Raw genomic sequence first — 17588 nt, 5'->3', positions numbered from 1 at the left:
AACTTACAACATTAGGGGGGATTTTGATGAAAAAGGGTAAATGGGCTTCAGCAGCCCTTGCTGCAATGTTAAGCTGCAGTGCTTTCTCAAGTGTAAGTGCAGCACCAGTTAACGTATTGTCAGATATTCATAAAGCATCTGCAGTTGAAGAAAAAGGACATAAACATGCCGGCGGTCCATTCGATTTAGCCATTGCCAATGATGAAAGATTAATAGAGATGCTTAAAAAGAACGGTCAGATCAGTAGTAGTGCAAGTGAAAAGGAAGTACAGCAAGAGCTTCAACAGTTTTTAGAAAATAAACAAGAGAATGCTGCTAAATTTCCTAAAGGTGAGTTAGAAGACGAGCACGGAGATAAGCGTGAAAAAATTAGCAAGAAACATATAAGAGATGGGCTTAAAAAGGACGGTAAGAAAGAGGACAAGATCAAGAATGTAAAGGAAGAAAAGTGGAAAAGCGGAAAACGTGTAGATAACGTTCTCGTTCTGCTCGTTGAATACCCTGACTTTCCTGCGACAAATATTACATCTGAAGAAACAGATATGTTTTACGATGAGTACAACCCAGAACACTACGAAGATATGATCTTTGGTAAAAAAGGATATGAAGGTCCGATTGGGGAAAAGCTTATTTCTGTAAAACAATATTATGAACAGCAATCTGGTGGAAGCTACTCTATCACAGGTAAGGTCGGCGGATGGTACAAAGCGAAGCACCCTGCCGCTTATTATGGAGGAAACGTTCCTGATCCAGATGGCAGCGACGCAAAACCTCGTGAACTAGTAAAAGAAGCATTGGATGCAGCAGCCAAGGATCCAAATATCAACCTAGCAGACTTTGACCAAGAAGACCGTTATGATCTTGACCAAGACGGAAACACACGTGAACCAGACGGTCTCGTAGACCATCTGATGATCGTTCACTCCAGTGTTGGTGAAGAAGCGGGCGGAGGTTCTCTAGGCGGAGATGCTGTATGGAGCCACCGTTGGAGTCTTGAGGAGCCATATGCGATTGAAGGTACTGAATCAGATGTACCGTATTGGGATGGTGCAATGGCCGCTTACGATTATACAATTGAACCTGCTGATGGTGCGGCCGGGGTATTCGCACATGAATACGGACATGACCTGGAGCTACCTGATGAGTATGACACACAATATACAGGACAAGGTGAACCTGTTGCCTACTGGTCAATCATGTCCAGTGGAAGCTGGGCGGGTAAGATTCCTGGAACTGAGCCTACTGGATTCAGTGCTTGGTCAAAAGAATTCTTACAATCTTACATTGGTGGTAACTGGTTAAGCGGAGAAACGTTCGTACTCGATGAGATCGATCGCAAAGGAATTGACGTTCTTTTAGATCAAGCCAATACAAAAGGAACAAACAACGATGCTGTACGTGTTGATCTCCCACAAAAAGAAACAGTTGTAAATACACCGTTTGGCGGAGAGTACGAATACTTTAGCGGCAAAGGTAATAATTTAAATAACTCACTTGTTACATCACTTGATTTGTCTGATGCTGATTCTGCTTCTCTAACATTTAAAACATGGTATGACATTGAAACAGATTGGGATTATGCTTCTGTACAAGTGAAAGAAGAAGGTTCAGACAAATGGATTGGTATCAAAGGAAACCTGACAACTGACACCAACCCTTATAACCAAAACCCTGGTAACGGAATTACTGGTAAGTCTAAGGGATGGGTAGATGGTTCATTTAACCTTTCTAACTATGCGGGCAAGAAGATCGACTTGAGATTTAACTATTGGACAGATGGTGCTTCAATAAATCCGGGATTCTTTGTGGATGATATCTCTGTAGACGTAGATGGTTCAGAAAAGTTATTTGATGATGCTGAAGGTGATTCTGCCTTTATTCTAGAAGGCTTCACAAAAAGCCAGGGCAAATTCTATTCTGATCATTACTACTTATTAGAATGGAGAAACCATCAAGGTGTTGATAAAGGATTGGCTCATATCGCTCGCGGTAAAAGCTTAATGTCTTATGATGGCGGTCTTATTGTGTGGTACGTAGATAATAAATATACGGATAACTGGACAGGCGTTCATCCAGGAGAAGGTTTCTTAGGCGTTGTTGATGCAAACCAAGAGACACTTAAGTGGAGTGACGGAACAGTTGCCTCTACTCGTTACCTCGTTCACGATGCAGCTTTCAATACAGAGAAGGGTAAACCAATGTTCTTGGATTACAGAGAACTGCTTGGAACAACTCTAACAGATAACGCTGTTCATCCAAATCAAGTATTTAACGATAATGACGATTACAGCAACCCTGGTCTTGTCGACGCTGGACGTAACGTTCCTCAATACGGACTTAAGTTTGAAGTTACAGGAAAAAGTAAAGATGATTCTGTAGCTAAGATCAGGATTTCTCGTTAAAAAAGAATAGTAACCATAAGCCCAACTGTATTCCTGCAGTTGGGTTTTGTATACTAAGGGTACCGGGCGAATAAGGAGAGTGAATGATGAAAAAGTTGATGAGTGTATGTATAGTCTTATTCTTAATGACTGTTTTCACAAGCTGCAGCTCCCTATCCAATAAAGAAGAAGATGTTCAATATAACAAAAAGGATGCACAACATGAAAAAGCGCATTCATCAGAACAGTCAAACGAGGTGAGTACGATGATCGCTAATGATGAGAAGATCATAAAGATGCTTAAGGAAAAAGGTGAAATTCCAGAGGATGCTACACAAGAGGAAATCAGCCAAGCCCTTCAAAAGTATCTGCAGAATAAAAATCCTGTAAACCTGCAAGACGAAAAAGCCAAGAACAAGTACCTAAAAGAGATTAAAGAAAAAATACAAAATGAAAATAAAAAAACGGAGTAGAGAAATTGAAAAAGGCATTTAAGCGACAGCCTTTTTTCAAAAATGAATAGACTAAAAATATAAAAAGATGGACCAAGAGGCATGACATCCTCCTCATTGAACCATCTTTTTCTCATTCAATTAACTTCTTTTATACGGTCAACAATTTGCTTCTTCAAAATTCTTAACCAATACTGGAATCAATAATGGAAGAACACAAAAAAGACATATCCCGTTGGATACATCCTTTTCATACATTTGCTATTTTGTTTGTTTTTGCTGCTGCAGCGTATATAAGTAAAAAATGTAATCCGTTGATGCTCCTTTATGACCTTGCTGATTTAAAATCGCAGAAATATGACCACGGTGATAGGTTCCGTGATTCACAATGTGCTGAATAAGATCTTTATAGCTTGTTTCTAATGTGCCAAAGTGAGGATGATGAACGATTGTCTGCTGCGATAGATCTTTCTTTTTATTAACAAAAGCATTGTATTCGACATCAAGTTCATTAAATTTCAACTCCATGTCCTCTAGCGAAGCAGCTTGCAGCCCAGCGTATAACGGACCGACAGAAGCTATAATATCTTCAAACTTCTCCCCTTTAATAGCTTCGAGCCATACATAATCAACTTGATACATATGAACAAGCACAGCAGAAACAGAAGGAAATACACTTTTTACCTCCTTACGGTAAAGATCGGCAGGCAAACTTTTTAAATGCTGAAAGACTTTATCGTTTGCCCACGTGTTAAACTGAAGAAGCTGCATTGGCTTTTCCATGTTTAGAACCTCCTCATGATAATCACATCACTATATATATTCTGCCCTTAATAAAAAATCCCTTTAGCCGAACCGAACAAATATTCTTATTTTATAGAAAAAACGTACCCCTCGATAGGAGTACGTTTATCATTTATTTTTCATTAATGATTTCAGCTAATAATTCAAAAGAACGTAATCGTGCCTGGTGATCATAAATCTGACCATTGACGATAATCTCATCTGCTTGTGTTTCGTCCAGGAACGCTTGTATTTTCTCTTTAACCGTTTTAGGACTACCTATAATCGTTGTACGAAGCTGCTGTTCAATGGCTGCTCTTTCGTAGGAACTCCAGATTCCTTCCATACTTTCAACTGGCGGTTTAAGTTTTGTAGGATTTCCACGGACTAGGTTTACGAATTGCTGTTGCAGCGAAGTGGCTATTCGAGCTGCTTCCTCATCCGTATCTGCAACCACAACGTTTGCTCCAACCATTGCATACGGCTCATCAAGTATTTCTGATGGGGTAAACGTATTTCTATAAAGCTCTAAGGCAGGAAGTGTATTATCCGGGGAAAAGTGGCTTGCAAAAGCAAAAGGCAGACCCTCTCGTCCTGCTAAACGTGCACTAAATCCACTGGAACCGAGGAGCCAAATCGGAATGTCTTGCCCTTCGCCAGGAACCGCTCTTACTTTCATAGGTGATTCTGCTCGTTCAGGATCCAGGTAAGTGCGTAATTCCTCTAACTGATAAGGAAAATCATCTCCCATGCTGCCTAGATCACGGCGTAATGCCTGTGCCGTTAGCTGATCTGTTCCAGGTGCACGTCCGAGTCCCAAGTCAATTCTCCCTGGGTAAAGTGCATCAAGTGTTCCAAATTGTTCAGCGATAACAAGGGGCGAGTGGTTTGGGAGCATGATTCCTCCAGACCCTACGCGTATCTTTGATGTACCGCCAGCGACATGGCCAATAACAACAGAAGTAGCTGAGCTGGCGATCCCAGGCATATTATGATGTTCAGCAAGCCAATAGCGGTTATATCCCCATTTTTCCGCATGCTGTGCAAGCTCTAGCGTATTCCTGAATGAATCAGAAACAGTTCCGCCTTCAACAACTGGTGCAAGATCAAGAACGGACCATTTGATATCACTTAACCTTTTTTTATTGGACATCCTTAACGTCCTCCTTATATAAAGCAACAAAAAATTAGCTACTATATTTTAATAATCGTTATAAGTATAACAAGAATAATAGCTTAAATGAAAAATTATGCTCTGCTGCTTACTTTCCTAAGAAAGTACTTGATCAGCTAGCAGCTTCTAATGCTTCCTTGGCACTTTTACCCTTTGAAATCGATGATTGGTCCAATATGCTTAATTTCATAAATGACTCCCTCCATCCTCTACCACCTATTCTACTCCAATCACCCTTGTTTTACTTTCCCATTGCTCTCATGGTTAAAAGATAAAAGGACCTCCAACTAATGGAGGTCCAGTATGTTAACATTTCCTTCTTGATCTTTCTGAAAAAACTGTTGAGCAGATAATATGCTCGCTTGATAATGCAGATAGAGTTCATCGTCAGATGCATTTAAATTTCCACATAACTCTCGAACGATATGCCCTTCTCCTTTTTCCATATATCCAATAAGTTTTAGGGCAAGATTATATTTTTCATTCTCCCCTAGAAGTGCTTCTGCGAGCTCATTCGTAATCGGCAGATCATCAATGATATCTTTCATATTTTTACTAAGCAAGGTATCCATTAAAGAAAACATACCGAACAGATAGAGTTTATTTTTAGAGATTCCAATCATGTTTGCAATTCGCTCAAAAAATAATGCTCTCGTTAAGCTGATCTTTACGATCTCCATTTGGTTGTCTGTTTTGTTTAAACTTGACATCAATAAGATGATGATGAGTTTTTTTATCTCGTAAAGCCCCAATAAAACAACGGCTTGTTTGATTGAAGTTACTTTGCTTTTGAAAAAGTATGTTCCTGAATTCATGACTTTTAACAGTTTATAAGAAAGAGATAAATCTCGTTGTATTAACGTACTGATCTCATTAATATCTGGTTCTTGCTTGTTCAATTTCTCTAACAATAACATATAGTTTGCAGGAATTGGAGCGATGTCTTTACTTTGCAGGATGATTGGCTTGCTAAATAAGTAGCCTTGAAAATACTCAAAGCCCATATCTCTCGCTTCATCAAATTGTGCACGTGTTTCAATTTTTTCAGCCAAGAACGTAAACTGATCTCTATATTCCTCAATCATCTTCTTCATATCAAATGTATCCATCGCTAAATAATCCACTTTAACAATATCAATATATGGCAGGAGCAAATCGAGATCTTTATTAACAGAAACATCATCGAGTGCTATGATATACCCTTTATTCTTTAACTCTTTACAAACAGCTAATATTTCATCACTCATTCTAACGTCTTCTAAAATCTCTACCACGATATACTCAGGAGAAATATATGTAGGAATGCGGTTCAATAACAGGTTCTCAGTAAAGTTTATGAAGCACTTTTTCCGATCACCCACTTCTTTAATGCCAATTCCAGTAAAACTGTTCACCATAACATCTATCGTAGCACTATCATGATCTAATTCTTCGTATCTATTCTTATCACTATTTCTGTATAAAAGTTCATAAGCAACAACCTTCTCCTCTTTATCAAGAATCGGTTGCCTGCCAATAAATATATCCATATTCAATCCCCATTGCGACCTATTTGTTTATTTCCTATATATAGACATCAAACCATAAATTGTAAGAAAGGACAATACAAACGGCACTGTTAATATGTTCCAATTTAGATGCAAGACTGGTTCTTTCGACTCAAACATGTTCATTTACGTTTAGTTTTATTTCCCTATGGGAACATAACCTACGTATTGATCTTCTACAAAAGGAGGAATTCGATGGAAACTCATAATAAAGTAGTAGGCGTTTTCCGTACAGAAGAAGATGCAATTGATGCAATTAAAGAACTTAGAGATCAAGGGTATAGTGAAAATGACATCTCGGTTATTGCCAAAGACAAAAAAGATGTAAAACACATTCATGAAGAGACAGGCACCAAAGCTCCGGAAGGTGCTGCGACAGGGATGGCTACAGGTGGAATTCTTGGCGGCATCGGAGGATTACTTCTTGGGGCTGGTGCACTTGCAATCCCAGGCATCGGACCGATTGTTGCGGCAGGACCGATTGCAGCTGCTCTAGGCGGTGCAGCAGTTGGTGCTGGTGCTGGAGGAATTGTTGGAGCTTTAGTAGGGTTAGGAATTCCTGAAGACGAGGCAAAAGAGTATGAAAGGTCTGTTGAAGAAGGTGACATTCTCGTACTCGTTGAAACAAATGAAGTGGACAGGCATAGAAAAGTAAATGATACATTCCGTACGTACCGTTCTTCAAATGCACACCGCTATGAAGATTCTTATTCTACAAAATAAATGAATGGAGGTAGAAAATGAAAAACGATACAATGGAAGGCAAATGGAAACAATTCAAAGGTGAGGCTCAGAAACAATGGGGCAACTTAACGGATGACGATTACGATCAAGCACAAGGTGATCGTGAGAAGATGATCGGCAAGATTCAGGAAAGACATGGAAGATCAAGAGAAGATGCTGAACGCGAATACGACGACTGGTACAGCAGAATCGACCAATATTAAAGAAAGACCCGCTAAGGCTGATGCTTAGCGGGTTTTCATTCTTTTTATTCAAAAAGAGCTGCTTATATATTAATTTGTTAACATTTTGACCAGCTTTTTTGAGTAGAGGATTCTGATTATTACATCATGATAAGCAGGATAACGCCTACAAGAACTAATCGATAAATAGCAAACGGTGTTAACTTTACTTTTTCAATAATTTTTAAGAAGAATCGGATTGAAAGCATCGCGAATACAAACGCACTTATGAATCCAACTACGAAGAACGGCATAGCGTCCATCGTAAAGTATTGCCAGTTCTTCAATAAAGAAATTCCACTTGCACCAGCCATGATCGGCACGGCCATGATAAATGTAAAGTCAGCAGCCGCACGGTGGCTCAGTCCGAGAAGAACACCACCTGAAATGGTAGCACCTGAGCGTGAGAATCCTGGCCAGAGTGACAAACATTGAATGAGTCCGATTGAGAAAGCTTGTTTGTATGTGATTTGATCAACACTGTCAATGACAGGGTTCTGGTTCTTAGCAGCAAATTTATCTGCAATAATCATAAGAACAGCACCAATTGCCAAACCAATAAGCACGGTATTAGCCGTGAACAGATGCTCATCGATATAGTCTTCAAATAAAATACCTAAAATACCCGCCGGCAGTAACCCTACGATTACTTGAGTTAACTTTAAACGGCCTCCAGTTACTTCATTAGCAGCTTTGTTTCTTTTCAATCCCAGCATCTCAATAAAACGCTGCCTAAATACGACAACAACCGCTAAGATCGATCCAAGCTGAATCACGACTTTAAATGTATTTGCTACATATTTTGTTAAAAACTCTTGTGATTTTAGCCACATATCATCGACTAGAATCATGTGTCCTGTTGATGAAACAGGAGCGAACTCCGTTAAACCTTCTACCATCCCTAAAATAAGGGCTTTTAATAACAATAGGATGTCCATAAAAATTACTTATCTCCTTTTACTACTTATACTACTTATACTCTCATCTCTCTATAATAGTCTTTTTTACATGATTAGCAAAGAATGATGTAAAACTTTTTATAACTCTGTAACATGATGAGTCCGCATGAAAAACCCCGCCAGAGATATTCCAGCGGGGTTTGTTTGTTGTTTAATAGTGAAGAAGCGACTGGAGTTTCTCTTTATCCAGAACCTTAACGAGTTCTATTAGAAGCTTAGCGCTGTTTTCGAGGTCACTTTTACTGATCATAGAGGTATGGCTATGGATATATCGTGCAGCCACACCAACCACAATGCTTGGTATCCCCTTTTTATAAAGGTGGAACTTTCCTGCATCTGTTCCTCCTCCGAGCATAACATCTACCTGGTAAGGGATATTGTTCTTTTCTGCGACCTCAATCATCAGATCACGAAAACCAGTGTGGGGGATCATGGATGAGTCAAGGAAAGTTAATAGTGGTCCTTCACCCAGTTTCGCCTTGTTTGCATTTCCTCCAGGGACATCCTCTGCAACACCTACATCCAGTGCGATCGCAACATCTGGTTCCATAATGTAAGGAGCTGTCATCGCACCTCTTAATCCAACTTCCTCTTGAACCGTTGCACCGCAATAAACCGTATTTGGGTGGCTGATGTTCTGCAGCTGCTGAAGTACGTTTAACGCTGTATAACAGCCTGCACGGTTATCAAGAGCTTTTGCAAGGATCGTATCCCCGTTTGGCATCAGCTCAAAAGGACAGATGGGGAGAACTGGATCACCTACTCTTATTCCCCATTCTTTCACTTGGTCTTTATCATTAGCCCCAATATCAATGAACATCTCTTTCATTGGATACACTCTATTGCGTTCATCTGGCGTTAAAATGTGTGGAGCCTTCGAACCCACTACACCTGTAAACGTTTTATTTTTCGTTTCAATGTGAACACGCTGTGCCAAAAGAACTTGTGACCACCAGCCGCCTAGTGGAACAAAACGCAGATAACCATCTTTTGTTATCTCACTTACCATGAATCCTACTTCGTCCATGTGGCCGGCTAATAGGATTTTCGGACCGTCTGCATCTGAACCTTTTTTTTCTCCGAATATGCTTCCAAGATGGTCGTTGACTAAGGCTGCTCCAGTTTTATTTATTTCACGTTTCATGATGTCATGAATGGCTTTTTCAAATCCCGGAGCACCATTCGCTTCTGTTAACTCTTTTAATAAGTCCATTATTTTCACCTTCCTATGTCTAGGATGGGGAAAATGATGAGGAATTATTATAATTTTAGTGGGGAAATTCTAAATTTAGCACGTCTAAATCCAAAGAACGGAAATCTGAAAAGACCGAACCCGGTAAAAAATGGCGTTGCAAAGAATGGGAAAACAAGACCTCCAAAACCTCTAAAGCCTAGAAAAAACGCTTGGAATGCGTTTCTCTGTTCTTGAAATAATGACTTAGATAATATACCTAAAACAATGAAAGCCCTACCTCTCTTTCATCCTTACGGCTCCTTGTCCGTGCCAGTGTGAATCAGGATTGCAAAAATCAAGTAACTATTTTGCCGAGTAATTTTTATGAAACTTCGAACGTTAGTAAAAGAAATCAAAAAAAATAAATGGATTAGATTGTAGAAATAACAAAAGAGGCTATTACTCAAAAAGCGAGTTGAAGAAGTAGAATGCTTTGAAATGATTTACTTTTAATAAAAATAATATTCCGAAAAATTCAGGATCGGAATGCATTACATTATTTATAATTAATCTTAACTGAAACTTTTTATTTGATTTTCAGTGATTCCTTTAATTAATCCCAGCTCACTGATCAATAATTCATATGCATTATCCAACATTTTTTTTTCGCTTGAATTAAGTGCTTTTTCTTTCTTCATACGCATTAAATCACGTACAACTTCAGCACCATCTTGTATTTCACCCGTTTTCATTTTGTCGGTGTTCACTTTATACCTTTGTTTCCACGGCAGTAATCTATCTGACTCTCCATGCTGAAAAATGTGTAAGATGTGTTTTAATGCAAAAATATCAGTAACTGGTCGAATACGTGAACTCAATATTTTACTCGTTGGAATCATAACTTGCAAATTACTGATTGACATTTTAATTACATAATACTGTTGTGTTTTCCCTGAGAATGCTTTTTCTTCTATGGCTTCAATTATACCTGCTCCATGCATTGGATAAACAATGTTATCACCAATTTGAAACATATAACCCACCTCCATGTATGCTAACCTGCTTAAGCTTACCATACATGTGTTTATTTATCAAATATTTAATAATATCATAAATTTATTTTTAGAGTCAATAACTTTTTCTTTGGAAATTAGAGCCTTTTTTATCAGAATTACTAAAACGCTTTCTGAACACCCACACCATCCATAGCTTGTCCTCATAAATTGATAGTAAGACCAAGTTAAAGGAATAATCTTGGCACAATCGATTATCTTTTCTTTGTTAGTCCTCAAGAAATCTCCTTTATCTGGTTTGCTATATTTAAAAAACTATAGCTCATTGTTAATAAAAATAGAGGTGGAAAAACATGTCTAAGAAAAAACGTTGTGTGAATAACTCGGGGACAACTTTTGCTCTGCAAAATGTCGCAGAAAACCCTTTATTGAGTACCATTGATCCGTCAGTATTACTCCTTATTGCATTAATCTTGTTTTTCTTGTTTGGTGTCATATAAATTTCATTCGAAATCTAGGCAGACAAATAACTCATACTCCGTTTTTCGGAGCATGGAAAGCGATAAAAGGCTCTGGTTCATGAACCAGAGCCTTTAAACTTTCGATAGCAGAGTTTAGAGCATCTGGATAATAAAATAAATTTTTATGAAAATGAATTAGGAAACTGTACCCTCAGGATCTTCTACTAACGAACCCGATTGTTGAGTAAGGTTAATTATATATTCTATCCAGACTCTGTCATAATTTGTTCGAAGCTCCTCTATAGATTAAACGAATGATAAATTGTAATATCGACATCCGTACAAAACTTTTTCTTGATTTTTTCCCCATTTTTTATTCTATTTCATTAAAAAATGCATTTCTTCTGTTTAAGAAATGCACCCATTTGTTGAATAAATCTTTATGGATTTTAAATTAACTAGTTTTTGTCTAATAAATTATGTTTTCTGAAATTACCACCCTTAACTTCTGCTACGTCATATACGGTAACAAAAGCAGTTTCGTCAATCTCATTAATGATTTCTTTCATTTTGCTTTCTTCTAGGCGATTAATGACACATGTGATTTCCTTAAATTTTTCATGGGAAAAACCACCGTAAACTTCGTTATATGTCGCACTTCGACCTAAGCAATCACGTATAGTCTCTACCATTAATTTAGGTTGAGTTGTGATAATTTTAAAGGTCTTAGAGCCGCTTAAACCTTCTTCCACTATGTGAATCACTTTTGAAGCAATATAATAAGCAATTGCCGAAAGAATTGCTCCTTGTAGGCCGAATGCAGTTGACACGAAAATAAATACGAAGGTGTTTAAGAAAAGAATGAGATCACTTGTCCCAAACGGTAATTTCCGAGAAAGCAGTACAGCCAGCATATCAATCCCATCTAGTGCCCCGCCATTCCGCAATGCTAACCCCATCCCAAAACCTAGGATAATACCACCAACAACGGTAACTAATAATGTATCCCCTTCAATAATCGCTGGTGTATGGTGCATGAGGAATGTACCAACAGCAAGTGAAGCTATTCCTATAATCGAAAAAATAGCAAAATTTTTACCAATTTGTTGATAACCTAGCCAGATAAAAGGAAGGTTTAAAACTGTAATTAGAACTCCTAACGGTAATCCAAATAGTTGTGATCCAACGATACCAAGACCGGTCACACCACCGTCTGAAACATTGTTTGGAATTAATACCGTTTCTAGTCCATACGCTGCTATAAATCCGCCAATAATTACCATCAATCCTCGTGAAATCATTTTTAGCTTATTGAGCCTTTTGATTGTATTCATAAAAATTTCTCACCTTCAAACATGTTATATCTTATTTAAGTTACCCAATAAATTATTTTTGAACGATTCTGGTCTTAAAGTTAATCAAGAAATAATGTATATCTCATTCATGAGACAAAATATGAACTCCCTCTCAAATACATAGAGATTATTAATTTCTATTATTACGAAGAGATGTCCTGAAAAGAAATTAGTTTTTTAATCGCGATAAACTTTTCTTCAGTAATTACTTACTTTAAGTCTTCCACAATCTGGCCGGTTTATGGAATAAAAAAAAAGAGCTCACCAATTGGTGAGCTCTTTTTAATGTTTAAATTAGCAAAATCAAGAAGACCAAGTTCATTAATCAATTAATAATATATCAAAATTGATCTTAATCCACCTATGTATTGGTGGAGACGGTGGGAGTCGAACCCACGTCCAAAGATATTGGCACTTAAGCTTCTACGAGTGTAGTCGGTTTATTCGCATTTCGCGAATCCATCTGCCAGCCGACAGGCGTCCGGACCGCTAGCCTGATTATTCTCTTCCATCGTCCTCAGGCGGAGGACAACCGGCGTAGCCCACTAAGAGTGAGTCCCTTACCCTACCACATGGGCGATGGAGGGAGGAACAGCTAAAGTGCTATTAAGCAGCTAAAGCTAGGTTGTTGTTTTGTTTGCCAGTTATTGGCTTTGGCGTTTTAACGAGGCCGACCCCCTCGACTCGCAACTTAAGCTCAAACTACCCCTGTCGAATCCGTAACGTCCCCATTATTAAAATGGTGCAGAAACTTAATTCTGCCGAACCACGGAAAGAGATAAAAGCTAATTTGCCCTTATTCACTTGTGTGCTTAGTATAACATTTTCGACGCCGCGTCTCAATTGTAAGTTCCTGTAAGGAGCTCCAATTAGATCTTCTGACGATCCCTGAATGCACGCTCGATTTCACGTTTTGCATCCTTCTTTTTCAAGTCATCACGCTTGTCATAATGCTTTTTCCCTTTTGCAAGACCAATGAGAAGCTTAGCAAAACCATTTTTCAGATACATTTTCAAAGGAACAATCGAATATCCTTGTTCTTTTGTTGCACCCAACAGCTTGTTAATCTCCTTGCGGTGCAAAAGCAGCTTACGCGTACGTAGCGGATCATGGTTATACCGGTTTCCTTGCTCATACGTGCTGATGTGCATGTTGTGTAAAAACAACTCGCCGTTCTGCACACGGGCAAAGGAATCTTTTAAATTTGCCCTGCCTGCGCGAATGGATTTTATCTCCGTGCCCTGAAGGACAATTCCAGCTTCAAATGTTTCTTCAACGTGGTAATCGTGCCGCGCCTTTTTATTCTGTGCGACTACTTTCCCTTCTCCTTTTGGCATGTAAAACTCAATCCTCCCCACAGCAAGTGAAATCTAATTATATCAATTTGGTCAAATAACGTCAAGGTTCACCACTGAAGATGAACCTTGAGCATTTACCATGTTACTTTCTTTTCTTTTTCCCTTTTTTCTTCGCAACCGGCTTATAAAAAGGCTTTTTCTTTCCTTTTTTTGAATCTTGAGGACCGTTCGATCGCTCAGACTCACTATTACGGTTGTTGCTGCGTCTGCCCCGTCCGCGTTTAGGTGTGTCCCCAATGTCTATCACTTGCTGGCGGTCTTTATGACGCTTGCGTGGCGTTCCCTTCATACCGACGATCTCAAAATCAATGGCCCGTTCATCAACGTTTACGTTCACAACGCGAATTGAAATTTCATCACCGATACGGAATACGTTCCCCGTTCGTTCACCGATCATCGCCATAAACTTTTCGTCAAAGCGGTAATAGTCGTCCGTTAAGTAGCTGACGTGTACGAGGCCTTCAATCGTGTTTGGCAGCTCAACGAACAATCCAAAGTTGGTTACAGAGCTAATGACACCATCAAATTCTTCTCCCACTTTATCAAGCATGAACTGTGCTTTTTTCAGTTCATCCGTTTCACGCTCCGCATCAACGGCACGGCGTTCCATAGCTGATGAATGTTTTGCAATACCCGGAAGTTCTGACTTCCAATGACTCACTGTCTTTGGTCCGGTATCTTTTTGGAACAGATACGTACGGATTAATCGGTGAACGATCAAATCCGGATAACGGCGGATTGGAGATGTAAAGTGAGTATAGAACTCGGTTGCCAAACCATAGTGCCCGAGAGACATATGATCATACTTTGCTTGTTTCATGGAACGAAGCATAATCTTACTGATTACCATTTCTTCTGGCTCGCCTCTTACAGTCTCTAAAAGCTGCTGAAGTGACCGAGGATGTAAGTCGGTTGGCGTCCCTTTTAAGGCATAACCAAACATTCCGATGAACTCTAAGAAACGCTCTAGCTTGCCCTCATCTGGATCCTCATGGATTCGATACATGAAAGGCAGCTCTTTTTCATGAAAATGCTGAGCGACTGTTTCGTTTGCACAAAGCATGAATTCTTCGATTAGACGTTCTGCAACAGATCGTTCTCGAATGATAACATCTTGCGGATCGCTGTTCTCATCAACAATGACTTTTGCTTCTGAAAAATCAAAGTCAATCGCTCCCCGTGCAAAGCGTCTTTTTCTTAAAATTTCAGCAAGTTCTCCCATCAGCTGGAAGAATGGGATGAGTGGTTCATATTTCTTTGTAACTTCCTCATCTTCATCCTGCAGGATTTTTCGGACATCCGTATAGGTCATACGCTCTGTTGTCTTGATCACACTTGGGAAGATCTCATGTTTCACTACTTCTCCATCACCGTTGATCTCCATCTCACACGAAATCGTTAAGCGGTCCACTTTTGGATTTAAAGAACAGATACCATTTGAGAGACGATGCGGAATCATCGGGATAACACGGTCTACCAAGTACACACTCGTACCGCGTTCACGTGCTTCTTTATCAATAGGCGAATCTTCTGTTACATAATGGGTAACATCTGCAATGTGAACACCAAGCTTGTAATGACCGTTCGGGAGCTTGATCACATGTACGGCATCATCCAAGTCTTTGGCGTCAGCTCCGTCAATGGTTACAATCGTTTCATTCCGAAGATCGCGCCGTCCTTCAATATCTTTCGGATCTATTTCATCGGGCGTATTATGTGCTTGATCTAGTGCTTCTTCAGGAAACTCTCTTGGGAGTCCATGCTTAAAAATAACGGAGATGATATCCACACCAGGGTCGTTTTTATGTCCGATGATATGGATGATCTCCCCTTCAGCACTGTTCCGGCCTTCAGGATATTTCGTGATTTTCACCAATACTTTATGGCCTTCTACCGCTCCGTTAACCCCTTCTGCAGGGATAAAGATATCGTTTGGAATGCGTTTATCATCTGCGATGACAAAACCGAATCTGCGGCTTTCCTGAAACGTACCAACTACTTCTGTAACGCCTCGTTCCAGAATACGGATAATCGTTCCCTCTGGACGTGACCCAGACGTCGTATTGTTTAACCTGACGAGGACGGTATCACCACTCATCGCACCATTCATATCGGATTGTGAGATGTACACATCCTTTTGTTCACTATCTTCAGGAATTAAAAAAGCAAACCCTTTTGCGTGGCCTTGAACACGCCCTTTAATAAGACTCATCTTTTCAGGGAGCCCGTAACGATTGGTGCGTGTTCTAACCACAGATCCTTCGTCTTCTAGTTCGTTTAATGTTAAAACCAGTTCCTTGAAAGCTTCAGCATCCGGTAATTGAAGGGCTTCTTCAATCTCGGTGACGGTCATCGGTTTTTCCGATTCTTTCATGAGCTGGAGTATTTGCAGTTTATCCAAAAACTGACCTCCTTTTTTAAGGAAAGAGTCCTATTCCGACCAGTCGAGGTCTTCTAAGAAAGCATAAACATCTTCATGCAGCTGTTCTTTTTCCTTGTCCAATGTAATAACATGTGATGAATTTTCATACCATTTTATATCTTTCTTTTCACTTTCAACTTCGTTATAAATAATATTTGCAGAATCGGTGTTAATCATTTCATCATTTCTAGCCTGCACCACAAACGTGGGTGCGTATACGAGATCGACAGAATTTCTTACACTTTGAATCAGATCCTGGAGTGCTTTTAGTGTGTTCATTGGTGTTTTTTTAAATTCTTCCATTTCTTGCTCGATCTGTTCTCGTGTCTTCTGCTCCCGCTTTTTATATTCTTCAGCGTATTCACAGACCCCTTTGTACATCACTTCTTCGCTTTTGATGGACATAGGAGCGCACATGGGAATGACTGCTTTTACCGGCTGTTCTGTAGCCAATTTCAATGAGAATACACCGCCTAATGATAGTCCACATACGGCAATCTCATCGTACCCTTTTTCTTTTAAGTGATTATATCCGCCGATCACATCTTCCCACCAGTCTTCAGGTCCAGTGTGTACTAATTCTTCAGGAGGTACTGCGTGTCCTTTATACTGCGGGGCATGACATGTGTAACCTTTCTTTTGAAGGAATCTCCCCAGCATTCGTACATCTGCTGAACTGCCGGTAAATCCGTGCAGCATTAAGACTGCCCGCTTTCCTCCTTCAAAGAAAAACGGTTTTGGTGCTGTGATTTTCATGTTGCTTCTCTCCTATTCACTCATTAAAAATTGATAAACTTCATCGATCAGCTGATCTTTTTCTACATCGTGACAAATCATGTGTTTTGATTCTTTAAAATAGCAAATGCGTTTGTTGGTAGCTGCTATAGCACCATACAAATATTCAGCACTTTTTCGCGGAACAAGGCCATCGCATTCTCCTTGAATAATTAATGTAGGTGCTGAGACTTGTGAGAACTCTGGTTTGAGCAGCTTAACCAGTTTTCGAAACTCTCGAGTTGCACTAAAAGGTGTATCTTTAAATTTCTTTTTGTATCTTTTATATAGTTCATGATCTTTCAGCTGGCCACTAAATCCTGAGGAAATCATATTTGCCACATCTTTGATCATTTGTCCTGGATTTAAATAATAAGCAGAGGCATTCAGCAGGATCAATTTGTCACATCCATATTTGGAAGCTAAATAACCCGCGATCATGCCACCCATTGAAAAGCCGACAATGTAAATGTTATCGACCTTTTCACGAAGTTCTAAATAAGATCTTTCGGCTTCTTCCAGCCATTCTGTATGTGTTCTTCCATGCAAGGAAAGCTCTTTTCCGTGTCCAGGATAGGTTGGGACAGAAAGAACCCAATCCGTATGTTTCTCTAAATACTCAGTGATTGGCTCGATTTCATAAGGCCCGCCTGTAAAACCATGCAAACAAAGACAACCGATCATGCTACCACCTTTTTGACTTTAGGTTACCCTTTTATGTATGTATCAAATCATATCACATCCACTTAAAGAAAGGGTGTGCAGCGATT

15 protein-coding genes and 1 other RNA gene are annotated in these 17588 nt (G+C 39.5%); 4 read left to right on the top strand and 12 right to left on the bottom strand.

Annotated features, from left to right (window positions below; genetic code table 11):
- Positions 1-26 precede the first annotated feature (26 nt).
- Complete coding sequence (locus IEV52_RS04305; protein WP_188401273.1) at positions 27-2402, top strand: immune inhibitor A domain-containing protein; 2376 nt, start codon at positions 27-29, stop codon at positions 2400-2402.
- A gap of 86 nt (positions 2403-2488) precedes the next feature.
- Entirely contained in the window at positions 2489-2854 is a 366-nt protein-coding gene (locus IEV52_RS04300; protein WP_188401272.1) for a hypothetical protein, read from the top strand.
- Positions 2855-3094: 240 nt separating this feature from the next.
- On the opposite strand, the gene IEV52_RS04295 is transcribed toward IEV52_RS04300, so the two are convergent.
- The 3 genes from IEV52_RS04295 to IEV52_RS04285 form a co-directional block, all read right to left on the bottom strand.
- Positions 3095-3616 (bottom strand): DinB family protein, encoded by a 522-nt coding sequence (locus IEV52_RS04295; RefSeq protein WP_188401271.1) that lies wholly within the window; start codon positions 3614-3616, stop codon positions 3095-3097.
- Positions 3617-3749: 133 nt separating this feature from the next.
- Positions 3750-4769 (bottom strand): LLM class flavin-dependent oxidoreductase, encoded by a 1020-nt coding sequence (locus IEV52_RS04290; RefSeq protein WP_188401270.1) that lies wholly within the window; start codon positions 4767-4769, stop codon positions 3750-3752.
- A 308-nt stretch (positions 4770-5077) separates the two neighbouring features.
- Positions 5078-6319, bottom strand: coding sequence for an EAL and HDOD domain-containing protein (locus tag IEV52_RS04285; RefSeq protein WP_188401269.1), 1242 nt, complete (start codon positions 6317-6319; stop codon positions 5078-5080).
- A gap of 213 nt (positions 6320-6532) precedes the next feature.
- On the opposite strand from IEV52_RS04285, the gene IEV52_RS04280 reads away from it, so the two are divergent.
- Together IEV52_RS04280 and IEV52_RS04275 are read left to right on the top strand one after the other, a co-directional pair.
- Entirely contained in the window at positions 6533-7060 is a 528-nt protein-coding gene (locus tag IEV52_RS04280; RefSeq protein WP_188401268.1) for a general stress protein, read from the top strand.
- 17 nt (positions 7061-7077) lie between these two features.
- Positions 7078-7284, top strand: coding sequence for a CsbD family protein (locus IEV52_RS04275; RefSeq protein WP_188401267.1), 207 nt, complete (start codon positions 7078-7080; stop codon positions 7282-7284).
- A 119-nt stretch (positions 7285-7403) separates the two neighbouring features.
- Here IEV52_RS04275 and IEV52_RS04270 read toward each other — a convergent pair whose 3' ends face one another.
- The 9 genes from IEV52_RS04270 to IEV52_RS04230 all read right to left on the bottom strand — a co-directional run bounded on the left by IEV52_RS04270 (position 7404) and on the right by IEV52_RS04230 (position 17502).
- Positions 7404-8240, bottom strand: a complete 837-nt coding sequence (locus IEV52_RS04270; protein WP_188401266.1) for an undecaprenyl-diphosphate phosphatase — start codon at positions 8238-8240, stop codon at positions 7404-7406.
- 172 nt (positions 8241-8412) lie between these two features.
- Positions 8413-9474 carry a M42 family metallopeptidase gene (locus IEV52_RS04265; RefSeq protein WP_188401265.1) on the bottom strand — a complete coding sequence of 354 codons (1062 nt, stop codon included), beginning with the start codon at positions 9472-9474 and terminating at the stop codon, positions 8413-8415.
- A gap of 533 nt (positions 9475-10007) precedes the next feature.
- Positions 10008-10469 carry a CarD family transcriptional regulator gene (locus tag IEV52_RS04260; protein ID WP_188401264.1) on the bottom strand — a complete coding sequence of 154 codons (462 nt, stop codon included), beginning with the start codon at positions 10467-10469 and terminating at the stop codon, positions 10008-10010.
- Positions 10470-11367: 898 nt separating this feature from the next.
- Positions 11368-12243, bottom strand: a complete 876-nt coding sequence (locus IEV52_RS04255; protein WP_188401263.1) for a YitT family protein — start codon at positions 12241-12243, stop codon at positions 11368-11370.
- Positions 12244-12633: 390 nt separating this feature from the next.
- Positions 12634-12994: a transfer-messenger RNA gene (gene ssrA / locus IEV52_RS04250) on the bottom strand.
- Between the two features lie 139 nt (positions 12995-13133).
- Positions 13134-13601, bottom strand: a complete 468-nt coding sequence (gene smpB, locus IEV52_RS04245; protein WP_188401262.1) for an SsrA-binding protein SmpB — start codon at positions 13599-13601, stop codon at positions 13134-13136.
- A gap of 103 nt (positions 13602-13704) precedes the next feature.
- Positions 13705-15996: a ribonuclease R gene (gene rnr / locus IEV52_RS04240; RefSeq protein WP_188402243.1), complete on the bottom strand. Its 2292-nt coding sequence runs from the start codon at positions 15994-15996 to the stop codon at positions 13705-13707.
- 57 nt (positions 15997-16053) lie between these two features.
- The gene (locus IEV52_RS04235) at positions 16054-16800 is read right to left on the bottom strand and encodes an alpha/beta hydrolase (protein ID WP_188401261.1); all 747 of its coding nucleotides are present in this window, start codon (positions 16798-16800) and stop codon (positions 16054-16056) included.
- Between the two features lie 12 nt (positions 16801-16812).
- Positions 16813-17502 (bottom strand): alpha/beta hydrolase, encoded by a 690-nt coding sequence (locus tag IEV52_RS04230; protein WP_188401260.1) that lies wholly within the window; start codon positions 17500-17502, stop codon positions 16813-16815.
- Between the last annotated feature and the right edge of the window lie 86 nt (positions 17503-17588).

This window comes from Fictibacillus barbaricus (assembly GCF_014635025.1).
In the GTDB taxonomy this organism is placed as follows: Bacteria; Bacillota; Bacilli; order Bacillales; family Fictibacillaceae; genus Fictibacillus; species Fictibacillus barbaricus.
This window is presented reverse-complemented; position numbering and strand designations above follow the sequence as displayed.

Bases quoted from the DNA above. Each gene is read 5' to 3' on its own strand.
- IEV52_RS04295 (WP_188401271.1), bottom strand. From the start codon at position 3,616: ATGGAAAAGCCAATGCAGCTTCTTCAGTTTAACACGTGGGCAAACGAT.
- IEV52_RS04260 (WP_188401264.1), bottom strand. From the start codon at position 10,469: ATGTTTCAAATTGGTGATAACATTGTTTATCCAATGCATGGAGCAGGT.
- IEV52_RS04230 (WP_188401260.1), bottom strand. From the start codon at position 17,502: ATGATCGGTTGTCTTTGTTTGCATGGTTTTACAGGCGGGCCTTATGAA.
- IEV52_RS04235 (WP_188401261.1), bottom strand. From the start codon at position 16,800: ATGAAAATCACAGCACCAAAACCGTTTTTCTTTGAAGGAGGAAAGCGG.
- IEV52_RS04265 (WP_188401265.1), bottom strand. From the start codon at position 9,474: ATGGACTTATTAAAAGAGTTAACAGAAGCGAATGGTGCTCCGGGATTT.
- IEV52_RS04290 (WP_188401270.1), bottom strand. From the start codon at position 4,769: ATGTCCAATAAAAAAAGGTTAAGTGATATCAAATGGTCCGTTCTTGAT.
- IEV52_RS04255 (WP_188401263.1), bottom strand. From the start codon at position 12,243: ATGAATACAATCAAAAGGCTCAATAAGCTAAAAATGATTTCACGAGGA.
- IEV52_RS04275 (WP_188401267.1), top strand. From the start codon at position 7,078: ATGAAAAACGATACAATGGAAGGCAAATGGAAACAATTCAAAGGTGAG.
- IEV52_RS04270 (WP_188401266.1), bottom strand. From the start codon at position 8,240: ATGGACATCCTATTGTTATTAAAAGCCCTTATTTTAGGGATGGTAGAA.
- IEV52_RS04285 (WP_188401269.1), bottom strand. From the start codon at position 6,319: ATGGATATATTTATTGGCAGGCAACCGATTCTTGATAAAGAGGAGAAG.
- IEV52_RS04300 (WP_188401272.1), top strand. From the start codon at position 2,489: ATGAAAAAGTTGATGAGTGTATGTATAGTCTTATTCTTAATGACTGTT.
- IEV52_RS04305 (WP_188401273.1), top strand. From the start codon at position 27: ATGAAAAAGGGTAAATGGGCTTCAGCAGCCCTTGCTGCAATGTTAAGC.
- rnr (WP_188402243.1), bottom strand. From the start codon at position 15,996: ATGAAAGAATCGGAAAAACCGATGACCGTCACCGAGATTGAAGAAGCC.
- smpB (WP_188401262.1), bottom strand. From the start codon at position 13,601: ATGCCAAAAGGAGAAGGGAAAGTAGTCGCACAGAATAAAAAGGCGCGG.
- IEV52_RS04280 (WP_188401268.1), top strand. From the start codon at position 6,533: ATGGAAACTCATAATAAAGTAGTAGGCGTTTTCCGTACAGAAGAAGAT.